Raw genomic sequence first — 24,722 nt, forward strand, 5'->3', positions numbered from 1 at the left:
CCGTCTTCCCGACGCTTGACGAAAGCCCCTGGGACTTCGGCCCGCGAGGACCTCATGGGCAATACCCCGCGTTTATTCCGCTCACGGCCGGAGCTCCGCAACTGCCTCCGGCGAGAAGCCCGTTCTGCATGTAGGCGTTGGCCGTGGGTCCCACATCGGTCCGGGCTGCGTGGCGTGGACGTCCAGCCGCATGCCTCGGCCCTCTGGTGACGACCTTGGGCGACTTGTACCAACCGCCCGAGGCCCACTTCCCCCCACCCGAAGCCCACCGGCCGGCGACTCCACCTGCCAGCGTGATGCCTGCTGTAACGGCTGTGCCCTTCCAGTACGCGCCGTCCATCTCTGCACCTGCCGCACCGTCCACCGCGATTCCGGCAAGGATCACCGCACCGCCCGCAGCCAGACAGACACCGGCAGACGCCACGACGCAGACGGTCAGCGCGGCCACCCCCACGACCGTCTTTATCGTGTCCGCGTTCTCGGCAACCCAACGCACCGGACCGGATTCCTTGAGGTTGGTGGCTGCGTTGTTCCAGTTGCCCTTCATGATGCTGCCGAAGATACCGTCCCTCTTGCGCTGCTCCGCCGCCGCGGCCCTGGCGCGGGCCTCAGCAGCTTTCTTCGCCTGCGCGTTGACGTCCGCCGCGTACTTGCGGGCGTGCTTGTCGTCGATCATGTAGTGGGCGGGGTTGGCCCGGTAGTTGCTGTACTTCCGCTGAGAGGCAGCATCCTTCTTGGGCGTCTGCTTCCACACCCACTTGCTGTTCTTCTTCGTGTAGCCGGCCGTCATGCCCCGGTCACTCGCCCACCGCTCGTCGTTGTACGAGTTGCCGCCCACCGGACCGTCCGGGCGCAGGCCCGTCGGGTCGGACTTGGTGAGGGGGCTGTTGTGGGCGTAGCTGTAGGCGTTCATCTGCGCCGGGTCGTTGAAGTCGATGACCGGGTCGACGGAGAGAAAGCGTCCGAGGACCGGGTCGTATTCTCGGGCGCCCAGGTGCGTGAGGCCCGTCGGGTCATTCGTCCCGCCGACGAAGCCGCGGGAGCCGAAGGCCGTCGACTGCTCGGATCGCAGGCCGCCGAACGGCAGCTGCTTCCTGCGGGTCAGGGCGAGCGAGCCGACCGCGATGGCCGTCATCGCCGTGCCCTGGTGGTCGTTGATCAAGTAGGCGATGGCCTTGCCGTTGCGCACCGCGACGGTTTCGCCGTTGTGCGTGTAGTACCGGGTCGCGGTCTTCGCGCCGTTCGCCGCGAGGTTCAGCTGATCACCGTTCGGGAGCGTGAGGGTGCTGGACCCGTCGCCGTTCTCCGCGATCATGCGGTTCCCGTCGGCGTCATACGTGTAGCTGGTCTGCTTGCCGGCCTCGGTGAGCGTCGCCAGGTGCCCCTCGGCGTCCCAGGTGAGGGACTGGACCGTCGATCCGCTGGTGCGCTTGGTCGTGTTGCCGGTCTTGTCGTACTCGAAGGTGCTCGTACGCCCGTTGTCCGGTCCGCCGGTGACGGAGGCCTGCTGCACCGCGTGCGGCCGGTCGCCGCCGGGGGCCGGCTGGGTGTAGTCGGTAACGGCGTCCGTCGTCCCGGCCGAGGTGGCGTGCTCGGTCTGCTTCGTCCGGTTGCCGAGCTTGTCGTAGCCGTAGCTGAGCCAGTACGCGTCCGGGCCGCCGACCGTGGCGGCCGAGGGGGCCGCCGCGCAGTCGGTCTTGGCCGTCCACGCCTCGGTCAGCCGGCCCAGCGGGTCGTTGGTGAAGCACTGGGTGTCGGTGGACTTCTGTGCGTCCTGGCCACTGATGCTGGTCACGCCGGTGACGTTGCCCGACGGGTCGTAGGTGTACGCGGTGTCGTCGACGCGCTGGGGAGCGACGTCCCGGTCCGTCGTCTGCTGGATGACCCGGCCCGTGTGCTCGTCGTAGACCTGCGTCTTGTACGCCTTCTTGCCGAGGTCGGCGCTGAACTCGGTACGCACGGGGCGGGAGAAGACGTCGTAGCGAGTGTTGGAGACCAGTGCGTCGAACTGACCGCTGGTGCGGAACGGCTGGTCGTCGCTGTTGTAGTTGGTGACGACCCGCTCGGCCGGAATGTCACCCACGGCCGGATTGAGCGTCCAGAGCAGAGCCCCGGTTTCCGGCTTGTACCCGTACGTCCAGGTGAACGTGCCCGCCAGGCCACCGGCCGCGGCGGGAACCGTGGTGGTCGTGGACGTCGGCTGGTAGCGGTCGTTGAAGCCGTCGGTCGCCGTGGTGTACGCGGCCCCTCCGACGTAACGCGTGCTGCTGGTCAACTTCCCCTTGGCAAGCGTGTCGTAGGTCCACTTCGAGAGGGCGGTGCTGCCCTGCTTGAGCTCGGTCGTACGGCCGAGCACGTCGTATTCCGTGGTGAGCGTGACACCGCGTTCGTCGGTCGTGGTGACCGGCTGCCCAAGACTGTTGTAGGTCGTCTCCGTGACGCCCTTGTCCGGGTCGTCACTCCTGGTCTTCTGGCCCCGGCTGTCGAACGTATAGCTCCAGACGTTGCCGTCGGGGTCCGTGACCGTGCTCGGCTCGTCGTACTTCCCGTACGTGTACGTCGTCTTCTGGGACGCCGTGCGCTGGGCATCCGTGTACTGCAGGAGGTCGGTCGTACGTCCTCGCGCGTCGGTCACGGTGGTGGTGGCCGTTCCGCCCTTCGGTGGGATGACGGTCGTGCGATCGCCCTCGTGCACCGTCCTGCTGCGCCACTGTTTGTCGCCGAACTTCACGGACAGCGCGTCCGTGACCCGGCCGAGTCCGTCGAAGTGGTTCTGCACTGCCGCCGGCACGGTGTTCACCGCGGCGGAGGACAACGTGGCGGAGGGTGCGCCCTCGGCGAAGTAGGGGGCGTACGTCTGCCAGGCCCAGCCACGGGTGTCGTAGTGGGTCTCGGTCATGATCCGGTTCTGGGTGCCGGTGGCCGGGGCCTGCGTCTGCCGCTCGCGCAGCAGGCCGTCGTAGAGCGCGTAGGTGGTGGTGTAGGCGCCGTTCTGCTTCAGCGTCTTCGTGGCGACGGCGTTCGCTTCGGTCCTGGAGATGACGTAGCTGTACTCCGCCGAGGGCTTGTCCTCGTGGGCGGCCTTGGGCCAGCCCGGCTCCCACACCTTCAGCACACGGCCGAGGCCGTCGTGGACAGCGTCGGTGCGCTTGCCGTTCGGGTCCACCGTGGCGGTGACCACTCCCCGGACCGGGTCGTGGGTGGTCGTGGCCACGTGGTCCTTGGCGTTCGTCACGGCGACCGTCGTCGGCGCCTTGAGGGTGGCCGGGGTGTAATCGGTCCGCGTGGTGACCTGCAGCGCGTCCGTCGAGGTCTTCTCCCGGCCGTGCTGGTCGTAGGTGTGAGTGGCCGTGGTGAGGTAACCCGTGCCCTTGGCGTCCTGCTCGTCCAGCCGGGTCACGTCACCCCTGACCGGGGCGGTGGCCGGGCTGGTGGCACCGTCGTAGTAGTGCCGCACGGCAGAGATCAGGTCCCCGGGGAGGGACGGGGCAGTGCCGCAGGGCTTGGCGACGGTCTTCGTCTCGGAGACCGTCGTGAGGATGTTGAGCGATGCGTTGGGGGCGTACGCGGTGGTGGTGCACCGCTCGTCGCCCGTCTTCGCCGTGTCCCCGAGCGAGGACTCGGTCAGGGTCTGGCCGAGGGCGTCGAAGGTGCGCTCGGTGCGGGTACTGCGCCAGCCCGTTCCCACGGCGGTACGGGTCTGCTCGCTCTTGCCGGCCGTGGCGTACGCGTAGCGGGTGGGCAGCCCTTCGGCACGGGTTTCCGTGGCCGTCGCGGCCGACCGCCACGGTTCGTGGCTGGTGGTGGTTTCGAGCTTGCCGCCGTCCCCGTTGTACGTGGCCTCTTCCCGGGTCATCCCGGCGAAGGCCTCCCGGTCCGTGACGGCGATGCCTTCGTGGTCCTTGACCACGGCCCCGTCGATGCCCCGGAAGTAGCGGTACTCCTTCAGGGTGCGCTTGTCGGGGGCGACACCGCTGCGCACCTGGACGCGGCCGTATCCCTTGCGTTCGCCGTACGTGAGGTGCTTGGCATCGGTGAACTCGTCGTCCTTCGACTTCGCCCAGCCCATGCCGTCCAGATACGTGTAGTCGGTCTGCTTGGCGGGGGCTCCACCGGTGTTGTCGGTCTCCAGGATCTGGGTGACGACGTAGGTGTGGAACCAGTCGAGGTAGGGCTCGTAGTCGGCCGCCGGAGCGTCCGGGGGCGACCACTTCACCGGGTAGCAGCGTCGGGTGTTCGAGGCCGGGGTGGGGACGCTGCCCGCCTTGCAGTCAGCCGCGGAATAGGTGATCCCTATCGTCCCGCCGGTCTCGGTGTTGATGCCGTAGACGCGGTAGCGCCACAGCGGCGGCACCGGGTCCGGGTCGCCGCCGGTGGTGGCGCCCTCGACGCGGTTCGGCAGGGACTCTCCCTTGAAGGTCACGGCGGGAAGGGTGACCGAGCCGGTTCCGCCGTGCCCGGTGCGTGTGATCGACGCCAGCCACAGTGCGGGGGAGCTGCCGTCACCCGTGGCCGGGAACTGATGGGCGAAGGCCCAGGTGTCCACCGGCTTGAAGGCGGTTCCGACGAGAACCGACGTGTCGATCTTCGTGAGCCGCGTCCGGTTCCAGAAGGAGGGCGAGTAGCGGTCCTTGCACTCCGTACCCGAGGCGCAGTAACGGTCGAAGGGAACGTCGGGCCAGTTCTTCGCGTGCGCCTTGTCGAAGGTGCCGCAGTCGCTCAGGCAGCGCTCGCTGTTCGTGAAGTCGATCTTGGCCGCGGGCTGGGCGTAGAAGTTGCCGGACCGCAGGCCGTACTCGACGCGCTTCAGGGCACCGCCACGGATGTACGGGGTCGCGGTGGACGCACCCGTGCTGGGGTTGACGTTGCGGCCGTAGTAGTTGGTCTCCTTGTCCCAGTAGTACGTCATGGCGTCGCCGTGCGGGTCGATGACCGCGTCCAGGTTCCAGCGCCAGGCCTGCTGGCACCAGGCGTCCTTGAACGCCGCCGCGTAGCAGGGTTCGCCGGTCTGGTTGCCGAAGACCGGCACCGTCCAGGTGGAGTTGGTCTCGTCCTTGCCGGCCGCCCAGCCTGTCGGGCGGTTGTAGCCGAAGTAGTAGCGCGTACCGTCCGGGGTCGTCACCCGCCAGTGCTCGCCGTCGTCGTCCCCGTTGGCCCGTGCCGCGCTGGCCAGCTTCTCGACCTTCGTGCCGTCGTCGTTCTCCAGGTGCCACTTGCCCGTGGTGGAGTCCTTGATCAGGGTGTTGGACTGGCCGCCCAGGTTGATGACGGCGTTGTCCTTCTTCCAGCAGAGGTCGCCGACCTTGGCGGTGGTGGTGCTGTTCTTGGTGTCCTCGGTACAGGAGATGTACTGGCGCTCGATGTAGCCCGGCTCCATCGACCAGCCGTCACCGACACCGTTGGCCTGGTTGTTCGTCGACGCGGTACGGCCGTCGACCGACTGCGAGGAGTAGCCCAGCTTCAGGTCCGGAACAGCGCTGCCCGCGACGGCCGGTGCGGCGATCGGATACGTCCAGGAGAACGCTCCGTTCGAGCCGCCCGCCGACCATGACGCGGAGGGGGAGAGAGAAGTGGCCTTGAAGTTTCCCGACGGGCCTCCCTCCGCGGCGGTCACGGCCAGCAGCACGGTGCCGCCCGCGACGGCACGCGCACCCGACCTCGGCACGACGGGGTCGGCTCCCACGGCTCCGGAGCCGGTCGGCACGGCCGCCGGCAGCTCGACAGCGGCTTCGAGCGAGCCGGACTTCACATCGTTGCTGGTGGGCAGGGACTCACCGGTGGCGCAGCCCTTCTTGCCCGGGGTGTTCAGTGCGCAGGCAGGGAGCGTCCTCAACGTGAGCCGGGAGGCCCAGTCGCCGCCGTAGGCGTTCCGGAAGTCCGTGTAGTCGACCTTGACGTCCACGGTGCCCTCGGTGCCCGCCGTGGGACGCAGAGCCAGCACGATGCCTTCGACGCCCAACGACTCGGTGGTGGCGCGGTCGAGAACCTGGGCCTGGACCTTTTGCGGACCCGGCTCCTGGGCCTTTCCGGGAGCGGACCTCAGCGCCGAGGCCTTCGCCGGTTCCGCAGCCGCGGATACGGGACGGCTCACGCTGACAGGCAGTGAGCCGGCCTTCGCCGCGGCTCCGTTCTCGCGCAGGGCCGCCGTCGCGGTACCGGCATCGGGCCAGGTGGTCTCGGCCTTCTTCCATGGATGCTGGGCCGTCCGGTCCGGCTTCGCCGCATCCCGCCTCTCGACCTCGCGGGTCTTGACCGGGTCAGGCTTCTGCAGCCTCAACAGGTCGAGTTCGGCGGCTGCCGCGATCGGAGCTCCCAGCAGCCCAGTGAAGAGGACCGCGGCCAGAGTGGCCGCCACCGGCTGCGCCCGTCTCCTCAAACGTCCCGTACGGACGACCCCACCCGAAAACATGCGCAGAACTCCCCACCCATTGCCCAAAAGTCACAGCTGCCCACGGAAGTTAGCAAGGCTTTCACAGCATCAACACTCGCAAGGGGTAACGATTTGACGAACCAGTACTGCCTCCCAAGGAGAAGCGTGTGGGGTTCATTGCCATATGCACGGAAAAAACCGGAATAAAGGTCGTCAGCTTCAGGGATGGGGGGACCGTCACACCGAGGCCACTTTCATCACGCTTCCCTCACGTTCTAGGGTGCGACTCGAACTGATCCGGGAGGGGACTTCTTTGATGGAACTTTTGCGAAGCAAGACCAGATGGAGAGCGAAGGGGGGCGTCACCGCCGTGGCGGCCCTCGCCGCTCTCATGACGCTCGGTGTTCCCCAGCAGCTTCCGGACGCCTCCGCCGCGGAACCTTCGGCCGCCGGCGTCTCCACCGATCCGAAAGCGAACCCGAGGACCGGCCCCGAGGCGGATCCCGAGGCCGCCGCGCAGGCGAAGGCCGCAGAGTCCGGCCGCCCGGCGGAGGTGCTCGCCCAGCGCACCGAGACGACCCGGGTGTTCGCCAACCCCGACGGGACTTTCACCCAGGACACCTACGCGCTACCGCAGTTCGTTCGTCAGGGCGGCAAACTCGTATCGATAGACACCACGCTGATATCCCGTTCGGACGGCACTCTGTCGCCGAAGGCCACCGAAGTGGACGTGCGCCTGTCCGGCGGCGGCGACGGGCCGCTGGCAACGGTGATACGCGACGGTCGCAGCATGTCCTGGACGTGGCCGGAATCGTTGCCCGAGGCGGAGATCGACGGCGACACCGTGACGTACGGGAACGTCCTGACCGACGTCGATCTCAAGGTCAAGGCGAACCCCGCGGGATTCACCAGTCTCCTGGTCGTCAAAACCCCCGAAGCGGCAGCCGACCCCGCCCTCAGACAGGTCCAATTCAGTTTGCAGACCGATGGGTTGGAGGCGAATACCGACTCCCACGGAAACTTCTCGGCGGTCAACCCGGCGGGCGAGACGGTCTTCACCGCGCCCGCTCCCATGATGTGGGACAGCAGTACCACCGCAGCGCCCGCCACCGCCCGCTCGGCCCGCAGCGCTCCCACCGGACCGCCGCCGCCGGCCGACGAGTTCGAGCCCGGATACGGTGCCCGGCAGGCGACCATGGGGCTCGCCGTCACGGACGGAACGCTGAGTCTGACACCGGACCCGGACCTTCTGACGGGCAAGGACACGCAGTACCCGGTTCTCCTGGACCCGGCGGTCTCCGGCTCCCGCCACTCCTGGACCATCGCGTACAAGCGGCACCCGAACAACTCGTACTTCAACGGGGCCAACTGGGACGGTGCCAAGGGCACCACGACCGCCCGCGTCGGGTACGAGAACGAGACCAACGGACTGGCCCGTTCCTACTTCCGCATGAAGTCCTCCAACCTGTGGTCCACCAAGAAGGTGGTGTCCTCCTCCACCTTCCGGATCAAGAACACCTGGTCGTGGTCGTGCACCAACAAACCCGTCGAGCTCTGGGCGACCGGCGCGATCTCCGCGTCCACCACCTGGAACAACCGGCCCGAACGGCGCAAGAAGCTGGACTCGGTCAACGAGTCCCTCGGCTGGGGATCGGACTGCCCCGCCGGTAGTCTCGCCTTCGACGTGACAGCGGCGGCCAAGGACGGCATCGCCAACAAGTGGAACACCCTCACCTTCGGGCTGCAGGCACCCGACAGCATGGAGAACGACGTCTTCGGGTGGAAGAAGTTCGACGCCACGACGGCTGCCCTGTCAACCACGTACAACACCGTTCCCAACGTGCCCAACAGCCTGGACACGATTCCCAGTTCCGGTGGGTGCGACACGGTGGCTCCGTACACCACGATCGGGAACACCGATGTCACCCTGACCGCGAAGGTCTCCGACGCCGACGGGGGGACGGTCCGAGCCCAGTTCCGCCTCTGGCGGGCCAACAGGCTGGCCGGCGGCACGGAGATCTTCAACCAGATCGTGTCCGCCACGTCCGGCACCGTCGCGAAGGTGAAGGTTCCCAAGGCGACGCTGCAGGCGCACCTGGCGGCGGCGGGCGGCAACTTCGGCTGGAAGGTACAGACGCTCGACTCGAGTGCGAACTCGGCATGGGCACCTTCAGGCACCTGCGGCTTCACCTTCGATCCGACACGGCCCAGCACTCCGCCCAGCATCAGCTCCGCGGAGTTCCCCGACGGATCCGACGGCTGGCCGGCGACCACCGGGCAGGCCCGTACCGCCGGAACATTCATCCTCGGCAACGGGGGCGTCAATGACGTGAAGTCCTACGAGTACTGGAGCGACTGGGACCCCACCGTCCGCAACGTCGTCCCCGGCGTCGATCTGGACGGAGACGGGAAGCCCGACGCCAAACTCGTCCTGACCCCGCCCTCGGCCGGATCACAGCGGCTCTACGTCCGCAGTCTCGACGCCGCACAGAACCGCTCCGACCGGGCCTCCTACCTCTTCTACGCCGACGGTCTCACCATCCCCGACAAGGCCGGCGACCTCAACGGCGACGACAACGCCGACCTCTACGGGGTGCGCGGCAGCGGCGAGCTGTGGCTGTACCCCGGCCAGGGCAACGGCTACCTGGGCACCGGCACCACCGCGGGCAACGGTGACTTCAGCGGGGCCTCCATCACCCATCGCGGGGACTGGACGGGCGACGGCTTCGAGGACCTCGTCGCGGCGATCCCGGGCGACGAGGGCAAGACCCTCCAGCTCTACCCGAACAACGGAGTCGGCTGGGCCTGCACCGCCCAGGACGAACAAGCCGACGGGCACTCCCGTTCCTGCCAGTACGACCGCCAGGAACTCGCCGTCTTCGACGATGCCAACAACCACTGGGCCAACGCCGACCAGGTCCTCGCCATCGGTGACGTCGACGGTCCCCTGGACACCGACAACGACGGCACCGCCGATGTCGCCGGATACCCCGACCTCCTCGTCAAGGAAGGCAACTTCCTCTGGCTGTACTTCGGTTCGAAGTCCTTCTACCTGGACGACTCCCAAGCGCCCGTCCTCGTCGGCAACGGATCCTGGTCGAACTACGACCTGGTCTCACCGGGTGACCGGACCGGCAACGGCCGCGTCGACCTCATCGCCCGGCACAAGACCGGCGGAGAGCTCCGCCTCTACCAGGGAACCGGCCCCGCCGGCGAGGGCCTCGGCGACGGCACCGCCTCCACCGTCATCGGAAACGGCTGGACCCGCGCCCACCGACCGCTGCTGACCGCCTTCCCCGACGCGGGTTCGGACGGAAAGGCGGACATATTCGCCACCAGCAGTGACGACAGGCTCTACCTGTACTCCAACCTCTCCGGGGGCGGCGTCGTCGTCGGAACCTCCGGCTGGCTCGACTTCCAAGCACTGAGCTGACGGACGGAGAACAGCAGCAAGGGGGCCTCCCGTCACGACGACGGCAGGCCCCCTTTCTCGCGGTCGCGACCTACCAGGCGAAGGCCTCCGGCGACGGCCCCGGGCCCGGGAAGATCTCGTCCAGGCCCGTGAGCACGGCCTCCGGGAGGTCCAGTTCCAGGGCGCGCAGGGCGCTGTCCAGCTGCTCGGCGGTGCGCGGGCCGACGATCGGGCCCGTGACGCCGGGGCGGGTCAGCAGCCAGGCCAGGGCCGCCTCGCCGGGCTCCAGGCCGTGCTTGTCGAGCAGGTCCTCGTACGCCTGGAGCTGGGCGCGGGTGGCGGGGTCGGCCAGGGCGTCGGCCGCGCGGCCCGAGGCGCGGCGGCCGCCCTCGGTCGTCTTCCTGATGACGCCGCCCAGCAGGCCGCCGTGCAGCGGCGACCAGGGGATGACCCCGAGGCCGTACTCCTGCGCGGCCGGGATGACCTCCATCTCGGCGCGGCGCTCGACGAGGTTGTAGATGCACTGCTCGCTGACCAGGCCGAGCGAACCGCGCCTGGCGGCCTGCTCGTTGGCCTGGGCGATCTTGTAGCCGGAGAAGTTCGAGGAACCGGCGTAGAGGATCTTGCCCTGCTGGACCAGGACGTCGATCGCCTGCCAGATCTCGTCGAAGGGGGTGTTCCGGTCGACGTGGTGGAACTGGTAGAGATCAATGTGGTCGGTCTGGAGGCGCTTGAGCGAGGCGTCGACCGCCCGCCGGATGTTCACGGCGGAGAGCTTGTCGTGGTTCGGCCAGGCCTCGCCTTCGGCGGCCATGTTCCCGTACATCTTGGTGGCCAGGACCACCTTGTCGCGCCGACCGCCGCCCTGGGCGAACCAGGTGCCGAGGATCTCCTCGGTGCGCCCCTTGTTCTCGCCCCAGCCGTAGACGTTGGCCGTGTCGAAGAAGTTCAGGCCCGCGCCCAGCGCGGAGTCCATGATCGCGTGACTGTCCGACTCGTTGGTCTGCGGGCCGAAGTTCATCGTCCCGAGGACGAGCCGGCTGACCTTGAGTCCCGTACGTCCGAGCTGTGTGTACTTCATGACGCCCAAGCCAACTCCTTCGAGTCCACTCCAGGCAAGCACGCACCACGGACGCGCCGGGCCACCGGACCGGCGCGGCACGCCGGCCGGGGGCCCGCCGGTCTCAGCCGCCGAGGGCGGCCCCCACGGCGACGACGACGAATATCAGCACGAGCACGGCCGCCATGATGCGGTTTCTGGTCTTCGGGTCCACCCTTCGAGCGTAACCGCACCGCTCACCGGCCCAGCCGCCAGGCTCGCACCGCCTCGTAGCGCGGCCGCTCCCCCGCCACCCCGGACACCGGCAGACTGCTCCGTACGAGACTGAGCTCACCGGCCTCCCAGCGCTCCCCCTCGAACCCCGCCAGCGCCTCCGTGAGGGGCCCCAGCTCCGCCTCGCCCCGGCTCCGGGCCAGCGTGAGGTGCGGGATGTAGCGGCGGTGCTCCTCCATCGGCAGCCCGGCCCTGCGGGCGGCTGCGTCGGCGCGCTCGGCGAGCAGCCGCAGCGTGTCGAGCCCGCCCGCCGCCCCGGCCCACAGCGCCCGCCCGCCGAAGTGCCCCGCGCCGTGCACCCGGAGCGGGAAGGGGTCGGTGCGGCGCGCGGCGCGCTCCAGGCGGGTCTCCAGCTCCGGCACGACGTCGTCGGGCACCTCGCCGAAGAACGCCAGCGTGAAGTGCCAGCCCTCGGGGCCCGTCCAGCGCAGCTCCTCCGCGCCCGACAGCGCGTGGAGAGGGGCCAGTGCCCTACGGAGTTCGGCGACTGCTCCGGCGGGCGGCAGGACGGCGGCGAAGAGGCGCTGGGTGGACGGACGACCGGGTTCGCTGCTGCTCATGCGCGCGAGTCTGGCAGGTCCGGGCGTGTCCGGGGCGCCGGGCCTATCGTTGTCCTACGCGGCTGCCCGCACGCCCCTGCGGCAGCGGCACCTCCGTGGACCTGGTCCTGAAGACCGACGCCTTCCCCCGCGACTGACCCCGCCCCGGCACACGAGAACCGCCCTCCTCCCGGTCGCTCCGGGAGGAGGGCGGTTCCATGGGTGTCACGCCGCCGTGGCCAGCTGCTCGCGCGGGACGAAGCGGACGTGCGGGCGGCCCGGACGGAGGTCGACCTTCAGGCGGAGGCCGCCCACGCGGGCGAGGGCGAAGCCGACGCCCAGGGCGGCGATCACCGAGATCGCACCGCCGGCCGCGAAGCCGGTGCGGGCGCCGTACGTGTCGCTGATCCAGCCGACGATCGGGGCGCCCACCGGCGTACCCCCGGCGAAGACCATCATGTACAGGCTCATCACCCGGCCCCGCATCTCCGGGTCGGCGGCCATCTGGACGCTCGTGTTCGCGGTGATGTTCGTCGTCAGGCCGAGCATGCCGATCGGGACCAGCAGGATCGAGAACAGCCAGACCGACGGGGACAGCGAGGCGGCGATCTCCAGCAGGCCGAACGCCGTGCCCGCGGCGACGAGCATGCGCAGCCGCGAGGAGCGGCGCCGGGCCGAGAGCAGCGCGCCGACCAGCGAACCGGCCGCCATCAGGATGTTGAAGAACGAGTACATGCCCGCACCGCCGTCGAAGATCTCGTCGGCGAAGGCGGTCAGCCAGATCGGGAAGTTGAAGCCGAACGTGCCGACGAAGCCGACCAGGACGATCGGCCAGATCAGCTCCGGGCGGCCGCGGACATAGCGCAGGCCCTCGCGGAGCTGGCCCTTGGCGCGGGGCACGGTCACCGAGGCGTGCAGCTCGTTCGTCCGCATCATCAGCAGGCCGACGAGCGGAGCCAGGAAGGAGAGGCCGTTGAGCAGGAACGCCCAGCCGCTGCCGACCGTGGTGATCAGGACGCCCGCGACGGCGGGGCCGATGAGCCGGGCGGACTGGAAGTTCGCCGAGTTCAGGCTGACCGCGTTGCGCAGCTGCGCGGGGCCGACCATCTCGGAGACGAACGACTGGCGGGCCGGGTTGTCGACGACGGTCACCATGCCGAGGAGGAAGGCGACCAGGTAGACGTGCCAGACCTCCACGACCCCGGAGAGGGTCAGGACGGCCAGCGCGATGCCGCAGAGGCCGAGCATGGCCTGGCTGACGAGCAGGATCTGCCGCTTGGGAAGGCGGTCGGCGATGACGCCGCCGTACAGGCCGAAGAGCAGCATGGGGAGGAACTGCAACGCCGTGGTGATGCCTACGGCGGTGGCGGAGCCCGTCAGGCTCAGCACGAGCCAGTCCTGCGTGATGCGGGACATCCAGGTACCGGTGTTGGAGATCACGGCGCCCGTGGCGAACAGGCGGTAGTTACGGATCTTCAGCGACGAGAAGGTCCCGCCGGTCTTGCTCTCGTGGGTGGAAGTCGGTGCGGGGGCGGAGTCTGCTCCGGATCCCGTACTCAAAAGGGTTCGCCTCCTCGGGCGTCTGCGGCGTTCGGTCCGACGAGGACGTGACGACGGGCGCTCCGGCGGTGATCCGGGCCGGGCCGGACGTCGTACGTCCGGTCCGGCGGCGGGTCACCGCCGACGCGCCCGTGGGGTCACAGGTGGGCGAGCTTCTCCAATACGGGCGCGGCGGCCCGAAGCGTCTCCCACTCGTCCTCGTCCAGGCCCTCGGCGAGGTGGGACAGCCAGGCGTTCCGCTTGGTGCGGCTCTCCGCGAGCATGGCCTCGGCCTGCTCGGTCTGGCTGACCCTCTTCTGCCGACGGTCATCGGGGTGCGGTTCCAGCCTGACCAGCCCCTTCGCTTCCAGCAGCGCGACGATGCGGGTCATCGACGGGGGCTGTACGTGCTCCTTGCGGGCCAGCTCACCGGGGGTGGCCGAACCGCAGCGGGCAAGGGTGCCGAGCACCGACATCTCGGTGGGGCTCAGCGACTCGTCGACACGCTGGTGCTTCAGGCGACGGCCCAGCAGCATCACGGCGGAGCGGAGGGAGCTCACGGCGGCGGCACTGTCGCCGTCGTGGATCAGGTCAGGCATGTTTGTTAGCGTAACTCATTACCCAACCTAAATACCACCTGGTGGTACACGCGCGAAAAACTGATCACCCGAACGAGTGAGTTGGAAGCGGAAAGTGACGCAAAGAGCGCTCCGGGGCGGCGACCCTGCTGGACATGGGATCGACAGTGCTCAGCCTACGGATAGACGGTGAGCTGCTCGACCGGCTCCGGCAGCACGCCGCGAAACGCGGAATGAGCGTCCAGGACTATGTGGTCCGGACGCTCATTCGCGACGACTTCGACGAACGCTTCAAGGCGGCCGTCGAGGAGACGGAGAAGTTCTACGGCGACCCCGGGGGAAGCGTGACGCCTCCGACGATCGACTCCAGAAGGAGCGTGACGCCTCCGGTCGACTCCAGGAGGAGCATGACGCCACCGATCACGTGAGGCCGAGCGCCGGCATCGCGTAGTAGAAGACGAACACCGCCGACACCACATACATGGCCACCGGAACCTCACGGCCGCGGCCGGCCGCCAGGCGCAGCACGGCGAAGGCGACGAAGCCGATGCCGATGCCGTTGGTGATCGAGTACGTGAACGGCATCATCACCATCGCGAGGAACGCCGGGACGGCGAGCGTGTAGTCGCTCCAGTCGATGTCCCGCACCGAGCCCGCGATGATCAGGAAGCCGACCGCCAACAGGGCGGGAGTGGCCGCCTGCGACGGGACCATGGTCGCCAGCGGTGTGAGGAACAGCGCCACCGAGAAGAGCAGACCGGTCACCACGCTCGCCAGTCCGGTGCGGGCGCCTTCGCCGACGCCCGCGGTGGACTCCACGAAACACGTGGTGGCGGAGGAGGAGCTCGCACCGCCCGCGGCGACCGCGATGCCGTCCACGAACAGCACCTTGTTGATGCCGGGGAAGTTGCCGTCCTGGTCCATCAGCTTCGCCTCGTCGCCGACGCCCAGAATGGTGCCCATCGCGTCGAAGAAGCAGGACAGCAGCACGGTGAAGACGAACAGGACGCCGGTCAGAAGGCCGACCTTCTGGAATCCACCGAACAGACTGACCTCGCCGAGCAGCCCGAAGTCCGGCGCGGAGACCGGGTTGCCCGGCCACGCGGGCGTCGTCAGGCCCCACGCCCCGTCGGGCAGGCCGGCCACCGCGTCGATGACCACGGCGACGACCGTCATCGCCACGATCGAGATCAGGATCGCGCCGGGGACCTTGCGCACGATCAGCGCGAGCGTGAGCAGCGCGCCGAGGACGAAGACGAGAACCGGCCATCCGTCGAGGTGGCCGTCGCCGCCGAGCTGGAGCGGCACGGTGGTGTGGGCGGCGTCCGGCATGCGCGAGACGAAGCCCGAGTCGACGAGACCGATCAGCAGGATGAACAGGCCGATGCCGATCGCGATGCCCTTGCGGAGCGACTTCGGCACGGCGTTCATCACCCGTTCCCGCAGCCCCGTCGCCACGAGCAGCATCACCACGACGCCCGCGAGGACGACCATGCCCATCGCGTCCGGCCAGCTCATCCGGGGGGCGAGCTGGAGCGCGACGACGGTGTTGACGCCGAGGCCGGCGGCGAGCGCGATCGGCACGTTGCCGATGACGCCCATCAGCAGGGTGGAGAACGCGGCGGACAGCACGGTGGCGGTGACCAGCTGCCCGTTGTCGAGCTGGTGGCCGTACATGTCCTTCGCGCTGCCCAGGATGATCGGGTTGAGCACGATGATGTACGCCATCGCGAAGAACGTGGCGAACCCGCCGCGGAACTCGCGGGCGACGGTCGACCCCCGCTCGGAGATCTTGAAGAACCGGTCCAGGCTGCCCTGGGACTGCGGAGCCGAGGGGGGCGGGGAGTCGACCGGAGCGGTGGCCGAGGGGGGCATGGATGACCTCAGTCGTACGTAGGGAGGGAGGGCGGGAAAGCGGTCGCATTTGGATGTTCAGACGATGAATTCGAGCCATCCCAAAGCGGATTCAGTATGAATACATCAAGCGAAGATCGCTATCTCCGCGCGTAGACCCCTGGGCCAACCGGCCCGCCGTCCGCCGATCGAGTGGCCCCATACACTGAACGCATGGAGAAGTGGACACCGAAGCACGAGGCGCCCGAACCCCTGGAGGGGCCGGTCGTCGCCACCGTCGTCGGCGGCACGATCCTCTGGTTCGTCCTCTTCCTCGCCCAGCTGCCGTTCTACGGCTGGTTCGCCGACCACGGCCACACCTGGTGGGTGTGGACCCCGCTGGCCGGCGCCGGACTCGGCCTGATCGGGATCTGGTACGTCCGCGGGCGCGACGCCGCCCTCAAGCGGCACGCGGCCCGGGTCGAGGCCAAGGACGCGGCCGGGGTCGAGGCGGCGGACAACGCGCTGGGCGGCGACCCGGCGGACTCGACGGGCGGAGCTGGCCGGGCGGGCGGAGCGGGCCAGACAGGCCGCGCCGACCGGACCGCCTGATCTGAACTCCGGGGCCGCCTGATCCGGACTCCGGGAACCTGACCGCCCGATCCGGGCTCCGCCGGCCGGACCGCCTGGCTCCACGGCGCCCGGCAGCCCTTCCGTACAACCACGGGACCGACTTGGTCCTCCCCTGGTCGGATCTTCGACCCTCCGGTGGGTGATTCGACGCGCACGCCCGTAACGTCGGACCCATGACGCAGCGGGCACTCGATTCCTCCGGGGAGCAGACCCCCGGACCCCCCCGGCCGGCCATGATCGACGCGGGGGCGGAACTCGATCCCGTGCACCCCATGGAGCCACCGCCGCCGGCCCATCGACCGGGTGGTCTCAGCACCGCCGAGGTCGCCGAACGGGTCGCGCGCGGTGAGGTCAACGACGTACCCGTACGCTCCTCGCGCTCGGTCACCGAGATCGTCCGGGCCAACGTCTTCACCCGGTTCAACCTGATCATCGGCGTGCTCTGGGTGATCATGCTGTTCGTCGCGCCGATCCAGGACAGCCTCTTCGGCTTCGTGATCGTCGCCAACACCGGCATCGGCATCATCCAGGAGTGGCGGGCCAAGAAGACCCTGGACAGCCTCGCGGTGATCGGCGAGGCGAAGCCGACCGTGCGGCGCGACGGGGTCGCCGCCGAGATCTCCACCTCCGAGATCGTCCTCGGCGACCTGGTCGAACTGGGCCCCGGGGACAAGGTGGTGGTGGACGGCACGGTCGCCGAGGCCGACAGCCTGGAGATCGACGAGTCGCTGCTCACCGGCGAGGCCGACCCGGTGATCAAACGGGCCGGCGACCCGGTGATGTCGGGCAGCTTCGTCGTCGCGGGCGGCGGGGCGTTCACCGCGACCAAGGTGGGCCGCGAGGCGTACGCCGTGCAGCTCGCCGAGGAGGCGTCGCGCTTCACCCTCGTCCACTCGGAGCTGCGCAGCGGCATCAGCACGATCCTGAAGTACGTCACCTGGATGATGGTGCCGACGGCGATCGGGCTGATCATCAGCCAGCTGGTCGTGAAGGACAACAACTTCAAGGAGTCCGTGGCCCGGACCGTCGGCGGCATCGTCCCGATGATCCCCGAGGGCCTGGTCCTGCTGACCTCCGTCGCCTTCGCCATCGGCGTCGTACGGCTGGGCCGCAAGCAGTGCCTGGTGCAGGAGCTGCCCGCCATCGAGGGCCTCGCCCGGGTCGACGTGGTCTGCCTGGACAAGACGGGCACGCTCACCGAGGGCGGCATGGACATCACCGAGGTCCGGCCGCTGAACGGGAGCGACGAGGCGTACGTGCGGCAGGTGCTGCGGACGCTGGGCGCCTCCGACCCCCGGCCCAACGCCAGCCTCCAGGCCATCATCGACGCCTACCCGACGGGTGAGGGCGGCACGGAGGCGACGGCGGACGGGAGCCACCCGGAGCGCTGGACGGTCACCGACGCCATGCCGTTCTCCTCCGCCCGCAAGTACAGCGGCGCGGCGTTCACGGAGGCCGACGGGACGGCTTCCGCCTGGCTGCTCGGGGCCCCCGACGTCCTGCTGTCCGAGGGCGACGCGACCCTCGCGGAGATCGAGCAGCTCAACGAGCAGGGCCTGCGGGTGCTGCTGCTGGCCCGCACGCGGGGCGAGCTGAACGCGCCCGGCGCGGCTGCCGGAGCCGACCCCACCGCCCTGGTCGTCCTGGAGCAGCGGCTGCGGCCGGACGCCGGCGAGACGCTCGCCTACTTCGCCGACCAGAACGTGGCCACCAAGGTCATCTCCGGCGACAACGCGGTCTCGGTCGGCGCGGTCGCCGGGAAGCTGGGCCTGCCGGGCGCCGAGAACACGCTGGACGCCCGCCGGCTGCCCACCGACCCGGACGAGATGGCCACGGCCATGGAGCAGAACGCGGTCTTCGGCCGGGTCACCCCGCAGCAGAAGCGGGACATGGTGGCCGCCCTCCAGTCGCGCGGCCACACGGTCGCCATGACCGGCGACGGCGTCAACGACGTGCTGGCCCTCAAGGACGCCGACATCGGCGTGTCGATGGGATCGGGCTCGGAGGCGACGCGCGCGGTGGCGCAGATCGTGCTGTTGAACAACAGCTTCGCGACGCTGCCCTCGGTGGTCGCCGAGGGCCGCCGGGTGATCGGCAACATCACCCGGGTCGCCACGCTCTTCCTGACCAAGACGGTCTACTCGGTGCTGCTGGCGATCCTGGTGGTCTGCACCCAGGTGGAGTACCCGTTCCTGCCGAGGCATCTGACCCTGCTGTCGACGCTGACCATCGGCGTCCCGGCGTTCTTCCTGGCGCTCGCGCCCAACAAGGAGCGCGCCCAGCCCCACTTCGTACGCCGGGTGATGCGGTACGCGATCCCCTCGGGCGTCATCGCGGCGACGGCCACCTTCACGACGTACCTGGTGGCGCGGCACTACTACAGCGGCGAGGGCGCGCTGGAGGCCGAGACGAGCGCGGCGACGCTGACGCTGTTCCTGGTCTCGATGTGGGTCCTGGCGATCATCGCCCGCCCGTACACCTGGTGGCGTATCGGCCTGGTGGCGGCGATGGGGCTCGGCTTCCTGATCGTGCTCGTGGTGCCCTGGCTCCAGGACTTCTTCGCCCTGAAGCTGGTGGGCGCGCCGATGCCGTGGACGGCGGTCGGCATCGCGGTGGCGGCGGCCGCCCTGCTGGAGTTCACCTGGCGCTGGGTGGGGCGGCGCTTCGGGTCCTAGGACGCACGCACGGAGAAGCCCCCGGGAGGCTCGGCCTCCCGGGGGCTTCCGGCTGTCCGGCTGCTGCTACTTCACGTCGAGGTAGTCACCGGCGGCCGAGACGAGCGGGGTGCTCGGCGTACCGGCGAAGCTGTAACGCCAGTAGCCGTCGGCCGAGGCCTTGACGGTGGTCTTCAGGGTGCCGGTGGAGCTCGTCTTGACGGTCTTGACCGTCGTGTAGCTCTTGGCGCCCTTCTTCTTGAACTGGAGTTTCACGGCCTGCTGGCTGTAGCCCTTGTACGTGCCGGTGTCCCAGTTGGCACGGGTCAGCTTGCCGGTGACCGTGATGGTCTTGCCCTTCTTCACGGGCTCCGGGGAGGCGTTCACGGTCAGCTTGGAGAAGCGCTGGACGCGGACCTTGGAGACCGCGTCACGCTCCACGTCCTGGCCGTCGTTGGCGCCGGCCGCCGCCCCGACGCGCCACCAGGTCGCGTCCGAGTTGAGCAGCAGCCCCGGGTTGAGGGTGATGGTGCCCTTGCAGGTGGTGGTGGTCGCGTTGACCGCCTTGCAGGAGATCGACTTCTCGTTCGGGCCGAAGCCGAAGCTGTCATCGGCGTCGACGGACGAGCCGATCCAGATGAACGCGGCGGCCCCGGCGATGCCGGAGTCATCGGTGGCCGTCACGGTGTAGGGCACGGTCTGCTTCGACTTGGTGCCGACCACGATCGGCTTGCCGCCGTTGACGACCGCCGAGGTGATCTTGGCGTCGGTGGCAGCTGCTGCCGCGAACCCGCGCTGCGACTTCTCCCCGGCCGAGGGCTGGGTGGCCGTGAAGCCGCGGTCCAGGGTCCACGAACGACCGTCATCGGCCTGCGCGGCCGGTACTGCGAGAGCGGAAAGGGCCAGGGCGCCGGAAACGGCGGCCACGGTGGCACGAATACGCATGTGTCCCCAAGTGGAGAAGGGGTCCCGGGGCGCGTTTGCATCGCCAGCCCGGCGGGACCCATCTGGTCCATGAGCCTCTTGGCTCACTGGAACAGACAGGCGAATCAGGTGAACGGTTGTACGAAGCTGTGACTTTTCTGTGAAGTCACAGCTCACGCCCCGGTGACACCCGGCCCTCAGCACTCAGCCCTCGGCGCTCAATCCCCAGCGCCCAGTCCCCAGCCCCCAGCCTTCAGTCCTCAGTCGAACCAGCGGTCCCGCGCCAGCTCCTCCGTACGGGACGGGTCCTCCAGCAGGGCCGCGACCTCGAAGCGGCGGGGCCACTGGCCGGCCGCCCAGGCCAGGCCCGCCGCCACGCCCTCCAGGGTCGCGGCGTGGACGACCCCGTCCGGGGTGCGGCGCCAGTCCAGCTCGACGCCGCCCGCACGGAGTTCGGGGTGCTCGATGTACGTGTCCGGAGTGCCGGCCCCGAGCAGGACCCGGACCGGCTCCGGTACGCGGTGCTCCTCGCCCTCACTCGTCACCCCGGCCTCGATCGTCTCGCCGAGCCGCCGCACCTGGAGCAGGTCGGCCAGCTCGGCGGCGCGGACCGGGGCGACCGGGAGCAGCGGCAGCCCCTCCGTCAGCGGCAGCACGTCGGGGGCGTCCGCGATCACGGCGTCCGCCGCGTCGACCACCGCCACCTCCCCGTCCACCACCGCGCGCAACTCGTCCGGCAACGTCACCTGGTCCGGGTCCAGTTCGGCGAGGGCCGTGTAGAGCGCGTGCAGTTGTACGGGGGTGACGGGGCGGTCCTCGTCGGCGAGGCGGCCCAGCAGTTCGGCCGCGCCGCCGGGCTCGTCGAGGAGGGCGGCGACCGAGGTGCGCACCCCGAGGGCGCGCAGCACCTGGGTGTCGTCGAAGCCGGTGGCGTCCACCGCGTCGTACAGCCCGGCCAGCCGCGGGTCACCGCCGGCCGCCCGCAGCCCGGCGGGGCGGCGGCCGTCCAGCACGGGGTGGTCGCGCAGCCACCACGCCGTGTAGGGGCGCACGGACTGCGTCGTCCCGTCCGGGAGCAGCACCCGCACCGGCTGCGTCAGCGCGTCGCGCAGCGGCGGCCGGGCCAGCATGGCGAGCGCCTGCGGCCAGGCGTCGTCGTCGACCAGGTCGAGGTCCCGCACGGCGACGATCTCGGTGGCGACGGGCGGCACGGGGGTCTCGGGCAGCTGGTCGAGGAGGTCCTCGCACCACACGTCGACGGCGTCCAGCAGCCCGGCGTCGTCCGGTTCGGCGAAGTCGCTGTCGCGAGGCTCCAGTTCGTCCGGGTCCAGGACGACATCGGTGGCCCGCACCAGGGCGAACGTGGCGAGCACCCCGCAGGCGGTGAGCGGCCCCTCGCCCCACCGCTCGGCCAGTTCCTGATCGCAGAGGGCCAGTTCGCCCTCGCGCATCACCTGGGCGAACGCGCTTCCGGGGAGGACCAGTTCACCGGCGGGGGCCGGTTCGCCGTCCTCGTCGGGGAGGGCGAGCGCACCGAGCCACGGCTCGTCGCCGGGGGCCAGCTCGGCGTCCCGGACAAGGGTGAGCACGGTCTCGGCCAGTTCGTCGCCGTCGAGCGCGTCCTCGTCCCAGATCTCCCCCGCGTCCAGCGAACCGGCCACCGCCGCCCGCACGTGAGGAGTCGTCAGCACGGCGCGGGGCGTGGCGGGCAGGGCCCCGAGCTTCTCCAGCAGCGGGTGCGCGGCATCCGGGTGGGCGACCTTCAGCCCGAGCCGGGAGAGCCGACCGAGGACCGGGCCGGTCAGCGCGTCCGGGAGGGGCAGCAGGATCTGCCGGGGGCCGATCGTGGTGCGCGGCGGGCGGCCCGCCCGCTCGTCGTCCGGGTCGCCCGCGAGCGGGACCGGCAGGCCGGTGAGCCGGTCGGGGTCGGTGCCGGCGAGGCTGTCGTAGAGCCGGTGCCACCAGGCCGGGTCCCGCTCCAGACCGGCGAGGCGGTCGATGGCCTCGGTCAGGGGGACCCGGGCGACGCCGAGGGTGCGCAGTTCGGTGCGGCGCTCCAGGCCCGCGGGCAGCAGGCAGGGCAGCACCTCGGCGAGGACGCGTACGGTCTGGTCCCCGACGCCTTCGACGACCTCGGCCTCGACGGGGCGCAGGGCGGCGGTGTCCGGGGCGGTGGGGGCGGTGTCCTCGTCACGCTCCCAGTCGTTCCAGCGGACGTCGCCCTCGGCGGACGCGTCGCGGGGCGCGGCGGGCTCCAGGAACGCGACCCGGGGCAGCCGGGCGATGATCGCGCCGCGCAGCTGCCCGTCCAGCACACCCTGGCCGAGCCGGCCCGGCACCAGATCGATGGTCCCGGTCGACACCGGCCGCCAGGAGCCCAGCAGCTCCGCGTACGCGTCGGCCGCCCGCTCCACCAGGAAGTCGGTCAGCGGCCCCGGCGCGGGGTGCCTGCGGGCGGTGTCCAGCGGGAGGGAGGCGATGAGCAGGGCCGGGATCCCGAGCGGTTCGTCGGTGGGCGTCGGCGCGTGCACGACCGGAGCCGTACGGGGGTGGAGCGGGGCCCCGGACTCGTCGACCGGGACCGCCCAGGTCACCGACCAGTGCGGGCGCAGCCGCTCCTCGACCGGCCGGTCGGCGAGCAGCGCCGGCTCGACGGGGCCGTGGTGGAAGACGGTGCGCCAGCGGGTGAGGCCCTGCGCGGAGTCGTCGATGTGCGTGTACGGGCCGTGGGCCGAGCGGCTCAGGGTCCGGGTGCCGTCCGGGGTCTCGATGACGACCTCGTCCAGGCCGGTCAGGGTGAGCAGCAGCGCGTCGTCCACGGCGGCCAGCAGCCGGGCCACCAGGTCCTCGGCGGTCCCGTCGCGCAGCGGCAGCACGACGACGGTGTCGTACCCGTCGGGCGCGGAGCCCTCGGCGGGCAGCGGGAGGCGCAGCAGCGGTACGTGTCCGTCGCGGCGGCGCAGCTCGTCCCCGAGGCCGGGGCTGCCGGTGGACGCCTGGCGGGCCAGGTCGCGGGCCTCGGCCAGGGACCAGCGCACGCCGCCGTGCCGGCCGAGCACCGCGGGCTCGTCGCTGACCGCGAGGACGGCGGCGAACCCGACGCCGAACCGGCCCACCGCGGACTCGTGGCCCTCGCGTTTGGCGGAGGCCCGCAGGGTGGAGAGGGACTCGACGCCGGTCGCGTCCAGGGGGGCGCCGGTGTTGGCGGCGGCCAGGACACAGCGGGCCCCGGCGTCGCCGGGGGCGGCGGAGTGCAGGGTGAGGCGGAGCTTGCCGGGGACGCCGGCTCGGGCGGCGGCGTCGGCGGCGTTCTGGGCCAGCTCGACGACGAGGCGGTCGCGGTAGCCGCCGAGCGCGAGGTCCTCCTCGGCGTTGGCGTCCTCCCGGAACCGGGCGGGCCCGGCCCCCCACGCGTCGAGCACGCCGCGCCGCAGCCGTGTCGTCCCGAACGGATCGGCCCCCTCGGTCGCCTTCATGCTCACGCTCTCGACTCCGTCCGGTGTGTCGGTCGGGCGCGCGGATGCCCGTGCCGCCCAGTGTGCGCCCGAAGGTACCGCGCCGGCGCGTCGGCCTTTCAAGCCCGTCCGGCGATCCGTTTCAGCCCGTCCGGCGTTTGAGGACGGAACCCATGCTCGGGTGAGCGGTCACTGAGCAGGTTCCAGGAGCCCAGGCCCGCGAAGCCGCACGCCGGACCACCTCGACGGTTCCGTCCTCAAACGCCGGACGGGCTGAAGTACGGGTGCGGGAGCCTCAGGAGTGGCCGAGGTCCTCCGACGCGCCGTCCGCCTCAGCAGGCACGGAGCCACCGCCGCGCTCCGGCCGCAGCGAATAGGCGTCCACCCGCATCGTGTCCAGTGCATGCGGCGCCGGCTTCGGCGGCGCCGGCATCACCGCGGCCTCCGAGTGACCGCCGCAGCCGTACGCCAGCGACACCACATGGCCGTCCGCCGGACCGAACTCGTTCGCGCACACCCCGAAGGCCTGCTTCAGCGAGCCCGCCATCGGGATCAGGAACGCGCAGCTGACGCACGTCGCCGGGGCCGCCTGGGCCATCGGGGTCTTCGGGCCGAACTCCTCGTCCCAGCGGTCGGCCGCCGCGTACAGCCCGTACCGCGACAGCACCCGCGCCCGGCGCGTACCGAGCTCGTCCGCGACCGCGGCGATGGACCCGCGGCTGGTCGCGGCCACCGGCCGGTCGGTCAGCTCGGCGTCCTCCGAGTCGACGAGCTCGGCCAGCTCCGCGGAGACCACGGAGTTCGGCGGCGGCTCGTCCTCGCCGGTCCAGCCGGGCTCCAGGCGCAGGTCCTCCGCCTCGGTGGGCAGCAGGTCGCCGGGGCCCATGTCGCCGGGGCGCAGCCGCTCGCTCCAGGGCACCCACTCCGGCGCCAGGAGCGAGTCGGTGCCCGGCAGCAGCACCGTTTCGTCCAGGGTGACGTTCTTCGCGCGGGAGGCCCGCGCCACCGTCACCGCCCAGCGCCAGCCCCGGTAGCCGGGCTCCTTGGCCTCGAAATAGTGGGTGACGACCCGGTCTCCCTCGGAGACCACGCCGATGTGCTCACCGACCACACCGGGCGCGGCGGCCTCCTCCGCGGCCGCGCGCGCGAGGTTCACCGCCTCGGCGCACAGGCGGTCGGGAACAGGGGTACGGGTCGTACGGCTTCGCGTCGTCGTCGCAGCACTCACAGGTCTTCGCTTCTCTCCATACGCCAGTCTCACGAGCGCGCCAGCTGCTGCACGATTGCCGTTTCGGCCAGACAAGTGCGGGCGGAGCGGACCTGGGGGCCGCGTCGACGTCCACACCCGTTGTGCCTGCCTCGGGCGCGCCTTCTGCCACCCATTCTGCGGGATCGCCGAGAGGCGCGCGGCCAAGAACAACCGCCGGTGGCGCGTTACGCACGCTACCCTCT

12 protein-coding genes and 1 pseudogene are annotated in these 24,722 nt (G+C 70.4%); 4 read left to right on the forward strand and 9 right to left on the reverse strand.

The genetic code is table 11. The features are described from left to right. Positions 1–52: 52 nt before the first annotated feature. Positions 53–6,355, reverse strand: coding sequence for an RHS repeat-associated core domain-containing protein (locus ACH4UK_RS13710; protein WP_398356211.1), 6,303 nt, complete (start codon positions 6,353–6,355; stop codon positions 53–55). A gap of 331 nt (positions 6,356–6,686) precedes the next feature. Between ACH4UK_RS13710 and ACH4UK_RS13715 the strand changes: the two genes are divergently transcribed. Further along, positions 6,687–9,803 carry a VCBS repeat-containing protein gene (locus tag ACH4UK_RS13715; RefSeq protein ID WP_398356212.1) on the forward strand — a complete coding sequence of 1,039 codons (3,117 nt, stop codon included), beginning with the start codon at positions 6,687–6,689 and terminating at the stop codon, positions 9,801–9,803. 70 nt (positions 9,804–9,873) lie between these two features. Here the strand turns inward: ACH4UK_RS13715 and ACH4UK_RS13720 are convergent, their stop codons facing one another. The 4 genes from ACH4UK_RS13720 to ACH4UK_RS13735 form a co-directional block, all read right to left on the reverse strand. Further along, positions 9,874–10,863, reverse strand: a complete 990-nt coding sequence (locus tag ACH4UK_RS13720; RefSeq protein ID WP_398356213.1) for an aldo/keto reductase — start codon at positions 10,861–10,863, stop codon at positions 9,874–9,876. Between the two features lie 215 nt (positions 10,864–11,078). Next, the gene (gene thpR / locus ACH4UK_RS13725) at positions 11,079–11,675 is read right to left on the reverse strand and encodes an RNA 2',3'-cyclic phosphodiesterase (RefSeq protein ID WP_398356214.1); all 597 of its coding nucleotides are present in this window, start codon (positions 11,673–11,675) and stop codon (positions 11,079–11,081) included. A gap of 204 nt (positions 11,676–11,879) precedes the next feature. Then, positions 11,880–13,214, reverse strand: coding sequence for an MFS transporter (locus ACH4UK_RS13730; RefSeq protein WP_398356215.1), 1,335 nt, complete (start codon positions 13,212–13,214; stop codon positions 11,880–11,882). Between the two features lie 137 nt (positions 13,215–13,351). Further along, a complete protein-coding gene (locus tag ACH4UK_RS13735) occupies positions 13,352–13,792 on the reverse strand; it encodes a MarR family winged helix-turn-helix transcriptional regulator (RefSeq protein WP_007452526.1) in 441 nt (146 codons plus the stop codon). A 134-nt stretch (positions 13,793–13,926) separates the two neighbouring features. On the opposite strand from ACH4UK_RS13735, the pseudogene ACH4UK_RS13740 reads away from it, so the two are divergent. Then, positions 13,927–14,121: pseudogene (locus ACH4UK_RS13740) on the forward strand (hypothetical protein); the annotation flags it as partial. A 70-nt stretch (positions 14,122–14,191) separates the two neighbouring features. Here the strand turns inward: ACH4UK_RS13740 and ACH4UK_RS13745 are convergent. Continuing rightward, positions 14,192–15,646, reverse strand: coding sequence for an NCS2 family permease (locus ACH4UK_RS13745; RefSeq protein ID WP_398356216.1), 1,455 nt, complete (start codon positions 15,644–15,646; stop codon positions 14,192–14,194). Between the two features lie 192 nt (positions 15,647–15,838). Between ACH4UK_RS13745 and ACH4UK_RS13750 the strand changes: the two genes are divergently transcribed. Both ACH4UK_RS13750 and ACH4UK_RS13755 read left to right on the forward strand, forming a co-directional pair. After that, positions 15,839–16,216 (forward strand): DUF2530 domain-containing protein, encoded by a 378-nt coding sequence (locus ACH4UK_RS13750; RefSeq protein ID WP_398356217.1) that lies wholly within the window; start codon positions 15,839–15,841, stop codon positions 16,214–16,216. 194 nt (positions 16,217–16,410) lie between these two features. After that, positions 16,411–18,912, forward strand: coding sequence for an HAD-IC family P-type ATPase (locus tag ACH4UK_RS13755; protein WP_398356218.1), 2,502 nt, complete (start codon positions 16,411–16,413; stop codon positions 18,910–18,912). A 66-nt stretch (positions 18,913–18,978) separates the two neighbouring features. Here the strand turns inward: ACH4UK_RS13755 and ACH4UK_RS13760 are convergent, their stop codons facing one another. From ACH4UK_RS13760 to ACH4UK_RS13770, 3 genes are all read right to left on the reverse strand, one after another. Then, a complete protein-coding gene (locus tag ACH4UK_RS13760) occupies positions 18,979–19,836 on the reverse strand; it encodes a calcium-binding protein (protein WP_398356219.1) in 858 nt (285 codons plus the stop codon). A gap of 239 nt (positions 19,837–20,075) precedes the next feature. Then, complete coding sequence (locus ACH4UK_RS13765; RefSeq protein ID WP_398356334.1) at positions 20,076–23,291, reverse strand: sacsin N-terminal ATP-binding-like domain-containing protein; 3,216 nt, start codon at positions 23,289–23,291, stop codon at positions 20,076–20,078. Positions 23,292–23,565: 274 nt separating this feature from the next. Next, on the reverse strand, positions 23,566–24,498 hold the full coding sequence (locus ACH4UK_RS13770; protein ID WP_398356220.1) for a DUF3027 domain-containing protein: 933 nt from the start codon (positions 24,496–24,498) through the stop codon (positions 23,566–23,568). Positions 24,499–24,722: the final 224 nt, after the last annotated feature.

It is taken from the genome of Streptomyces sp. NPDC020884 (assembly GCF_044333935.1).
Classification (GTDB): Bacteria; Actinomycetota; Actinomycetes; order Streptomycetales; family Streptomycetaceae; genus Streptomyces.